At 66.0% G+C, this 4,543-nt stretch carries 6 protein-coding genes; all 6 read right to left on the bottom strand.

The window, feature by feature from the left end; translation table 11 throughout:
* The coding region (locus ACR2JI_RS13475) for an SDR family NAD(P)-dependent oxidoreductase (RefSeq protein ID WP_526390735.1) at positions 1-231 on the bottom strand (231 nt) is incomplete at its 3' end.
* Between the two features lie 17 nt (positions 232-248).
* Positions 249-1,778 (bottom strand): MFS transporter, encoded by a 1,530-nt coding sequence (locus tag ACR2JI_RS13470; RefSeq protein ID WP_526390733.1) that lies wholly within the window; start codon positions 1,776-1,778, stop codon positions 249-251.
* Between the two features lie 75 nt (positions 1,779-1,853).
* A complete protein-coding gene (locus tag ACR2JI_RS13465; protein WP_526390731.1) occupies positions 1,854-2,465 on the bottom strand; it encodes a TetR/AcrR family transcriptional regulator in 612 nt (203 codons plus the stop codon).
* 36 nt (positions 2,466-2,501) lie between these two features.
* Positions 2,502-2,684, bottom strand: a complete 183-nt coding sequence (locus ACR2JI_RS13460; RefSeq protein ID WP_526390729.1) for a hypothetical protein — start codon at positions 2,682-2,684, stop codon at positions 2,502-2,504.
* 92 nt (positions 2,685-2,776) lie between these two features.
* Complete coding sequence (locus tag ACR2JI_RS13455; RefSeq protein WP_526390727.1) at positions 2,777-3,886, bottom strand: fatty acid desaturase family protein; 1,110 nt, start codon at positions 3,884-3,886, stop codon at positions 2,777-2,779.
* Between the two features lie 11 nt (positions 3,887-3,897).
* Positions 3,898-4,543 (bottom strand): flavin reductase family protein (locus tag ACR2JI_RS13450; protein ID WP_526390725.1); only part of this gene is annotated, 646 nt, incomplete at its 5' end.

The raw sequence follows: 4,543 nt of genomic DNA, 5'->3' as shown, positions 1-4,543 counted from the left end.
GAGAAGGGTCGCGGCTCCGGATGGTTGGCTCAGATCCACAGCTACGACGTGGGTCTCGATGCCGTGCGCCTGTTCCAGTTCGGTCGCCAGTGACTGCAGCTTCGCTGCACTGCGTGCGGCGAGGACCAGATTGAACCCGTCGGCGGCGGCGCGGCGGGCGATCGCCTGGCCGATCCCGTCGCTGGCGCCGGTGATCACCGCCCACGGTCCGTATTTCTCGAGTGTGATCACCGGTGGACTCCCTTCGCTCATACCGGGTCGCCGGCGGGGTGTGCGGGTAGGAACGCGAGGACGAAGAAGGCTCCGGCGAGGCACACTGCCGCGGCGGTCAAGCAGCCGCCGTGCAGACCCGACATGAACGCGTCACTGACGTCATCGCGAAGCATCCCGGCTATCTGCGCGGGTGACTGGGCCGCGACCGCGATGCCCTGTGCCAGACCTTCGCTGGCCATGTCCTGGGCGGCGTGCGGGAGCGCCTGCAGGATTGTGCTGTCGGTCAACCGGTTGATGTAGAGCGTCGAGAAGATGCTGCCGATCACCGCAACGCCCAGCGTGCCGCCGATCTGACGGGTCGCGTCGTTGACCGCCGACCCCGCGCCGGCCTGTTCAGGTTTGACGACGCCCATCACCGAGTCGGTAGCCGGCGCTGTGGTCAATCCGAGGCCGCCGCCGAGCAACACCATTTGCAACGCCACCTCAAGGTAGGAGACGTCGACGCTGACGGTGGCCACCCAGGCGAATGCCGCGGTGAGCATCAGCAGCCCGACGAACACCACTGCCTTGGTGCCGATCCGAGTCACCGCGAGCGCATTGCCCAGCACCGATCCGATCGCGATGGACAGTGCCACCGGCAGTATCCGAACCCCGGTCTCCAGCGGCCCGTAGTTCTGCAGCAACTGGAAGAACTGCGTGATGAGGAAGATGAAGCCGAAGAGGGCGAAGAATGCGACGGTCACCGCGCCACTGGCCGCACTGAACCGCAGATTCACGAACAGGCTGACGTCGATCAGTGGGTCGTCCCGGCGCTGCTCCCACCACACGAAGGCAGCCAGCGACACCAGTGCCAGGGCGAAACCGGCGAGGGTCCGGGGCGCTGCCCAGCCGTACCCGGGGGCTTCGATGATCGTGTAGACCAGCGCTCCGAGCGTCACCACCGACAGCAGCAGGCCGCCACGGTCCAGTCGCGCGCCGGCCTCCGGCGTCGACGGCGGGATGAAGACCAGCGCGCCGAGCGCAGCGAGCAGCGCTATCGGAACCAGTGCCAGGAACAGGCTGCCCCACCAGAAGGACTCCAGCAGTGCCCCGCCCATGATCGGGCCGATCGCGACGCCCAGGCCGGTCACCGCACCCCATGCTCCGATGGCTGCGGCACGCTGCTTCGGGTCGCGGACGGTGTCGGTGATGATCGCCAGGGTGGTCGGATAGATCAGCGCCGCAGAGAGTCCCATCAGCAGGCGCATGCCGATCAGCGGTCCGGTCGAGGTGCACAGTGCGGCGCCGGTACTGGTGGCGGCCAACAGCCCGAGTCCGACGATCAGTGTTCCGCGGCGGCCGAACTTGTCGCCGATGGTGCCACCGGCCAGCACCAGTGCGGCGAAGGCGAGGTTGTATGCGTCCACGATCCACTGCAGCCCGCGGGTTGACGCGCCCAGTGCCGAGTTCAGTGTCGGCAGCGCAACGTTGACGATCGTGGTTTCCACGTTGATCGCCAGTGAGGCGACCAGTACGACAGCCAGAACCACAGCCGGTCGGAGACGCCGGGGTGATTCGATGAGCATCGGTGTCCGCCTTATGTTGACAGCAGGAACATCGGCAAGCATGACAGCACAAGTTAGCGCTGTCAACATCGTGTGTCAGTGAATCCCGTCTGCGATGACATCGAGTAGACGGTCGGTGATCAGATTCTTGCGGTGGGCGTCGGCTCCGGACAGCGGTCCGTCGATGTAGAGCACCGCCAGACCGTGCACGGCCGCCCACGCGGCCTCGTCGAGGCCGTCGCGTCGTCCGGGCGTGAGAACTCCGGTGGCGACCAGGTCATCGATACACCCGCGCAGGATCATGAACGGATGCCGTTCGGGCGACACGGCCGTATCGGTGTGGTGTATGCCGCCTGGGGCGAAGGCGGTGCGAAAAAGCCCCGGTTCGGCCAGGGCGAAATCAACGTAGGCCTGCCCGGTCGCCCGCATGCGAGCACGCGCGCGCCGGTCGCGGGGGCCGCGGGTCGGGACCGCGGCCATCGACTCGATCATCGCTTCGCCCAGCAGGGTCATCCCATGGATCTGGACCGCACTCAACAGGGCCTGCCGGTCGGCGTAATGCCGGTAGGCCGCCGAGTTGCTCACGCCGGCCGCACGCTGAACATCCCGCAGCACCACCGCATCCGGACCGCCGGCCCGCGCCAGGTCCACGGCATGTTCCAGCAGCGCCTGCCGGAGGTTGCCGTGGTGGTAGGACACCGTGGTCATGTTGACAAGTGTTACATCACTGGCGTGGTGCGCCAATCAGCGGCGCGGCCGGCTGGTGAAGGCGAGGACCAGTCCGGCGATGGCGATGATCGGCCCGAGCACCGACCACGTCGTGGTGTTGCTCATCGGACTGCCCTGGACCGCCCCGAACCCCTGCAGGGTGAACAGGATTCCGAACAGTGTCACCACAATCCCGATGACCAATGTTGTCGTACGCATGGCGCATTCCTTCCGGGCCCCGGCGGGCGGTCCCCACGCCGGAATCGTACTGCTCGGTGACTCCTCTACCCGGCCGCGTGTGCCGGGTGCCGTCAGGACGCCTCGCGGAGCGGCGGCGCGGTCTCGGCAACCGGCTCGGCGGCCCTGTTCGGCAGCGACAGCCGGATGATCTTCTTCCACGCTGAGGCGACCTGTTTCGGCAGCGGTCCGGATACGTAGGGCAGACCGTAACGCTCGAAGATCTCTTGCACCTGGGGTGCGATCTCCTGGTAGCGGTTGCTCGGCAGGTCCGGGTACAGGTGATGTTCGATCTGATACGACAGGTTGCCGGTCATGAAATGCATTGCCGCACTGCCGGAGATGTTGGCAGAACCCAGCATCTGACGCAGATAACACTGCCCGCGGGTCTCACCCTCGATGGAGGTTTTCTCGAAGGTCTGCACACCCTCGGGGAAGTGTCCGCACATGATGACCGAGTGGGTCCACAGGTTGCGGACCAGGTTCGCGGTCAGGTTGGCGGTCAGTGTGGTCACCGCAGAGGGACCCGACAGCAGCGGATGCAATACGTAGTCACGGGTCACGTGCCGGCGGATCTTGCCGAGCACCTTCTTACCGCGTTTGACGAAGTCGTCCTTCTCGACGCGGCCCTTGAGGAACTTGCCGATCTCGAGGTCGTAGAAGGCGATCCCGTACTGGAAGATGCAGGCGTTGATCGCATTGGACAGCGGCTGAACCAGATAGAAGGGCTTCCAGGCCTGGTTCTCATCGACGCGCATGATGCCGTAGCCCAGGTCGTTGTCCTTGCCGCGGACGTTGGTGTAGTTGTGGTGCAGTTGGTTGTGGGAGTGCTTCCACCCCTCCGACGGCGAGACGTTGTCCCACTCCCAGCTGGTGGAGTGGATCGTCGGGTCGCGCATCCAATCCCACTGGCCATGCATGACGTTGTGGCCGATCTCCATGTTCTCGATGATTTTCGAGATCGACAGCCCGACGGTGCCGACGACCCAGGCCGGCGGAAACAGCGAGAACAGCAGAATGGCGCGGCTGCCGAGTTCGAGCCGGCGCTGATTGGTGATGACGGTGCGGATGTAGGCGGCGTCGCGGTCACCGCGACTGTCGAGCACCTGCTCGCGGATGGCATCCAGTTCGGCGCCGAGGGTCTCGATGTCCTGCGGGCTCAGATGGTGGGCGGGGTTGGTCATGGTGGTAGCTCCTAGAGTTCGATATCGCAGTCGCCTGCGGCGGCTGAGATGCAGGTTTGGATGACGACGTTGTCAGCCGCGGTGGTCAGTGCGCCGTTGCGCAGATCGCGGACCGCGCCGCGGCGCAGCGGGGCGACGCAGCCGAAGCAGATGCCCATCCGGCAGCCCGACGGCATCAGCACACCGGCCGATTCGCCGGCGTCGAGCAGGCTCCGGTCGCCGGGTGCGTCGACGTCGACGCCCGTGGCGGTGAAAGAGATGGTGCCGCCGTCGCCGGTGGCGATGATATCGGCCCGGAACCGTTCGGTCCGTAACCGGTCGCCGATACCAGCTGCCGCCCAATGGTTTTCGATAGCCGTAAGCATCCCGGTGGGACCGCATGCCCAGGTTCGGCGTTGGTGGATGTCATCCACGAGGCCGGTGAGCCGCGATGGATCGACGCGACCGTCGGTGGTGGTGTGGATCTCCACCAGGCGGATGCGCCCTTGTTCGGCGAGCGTCCGGAGCTCCGCGCCGAAGATGACGTCCTCGGCCGACGGAGCGCTGTGCACCAGAACGATGTCGCGGACTTCTGCCGCCATATTGCGCAGCATCCCCATCACCGGGGTGATGCCGCTGCCGGCGGTGATGAACAGGATCTTGTCGGCGGTGCCGTCC

The organism is Mycobacterium sp. (assembly GCF_051006775.1).
In the GTDB taxonomy this organism is placed as follows: Bacteria; Actinomycetota; Actinomycetes; order Mycobacteriales; family Mycobacteriaceae; genus Mycobacterium.
Note: the sequence above shows the minus strand (reverse complement) of the source record. Positions and strands in the feature narration are given on the sequence as shown.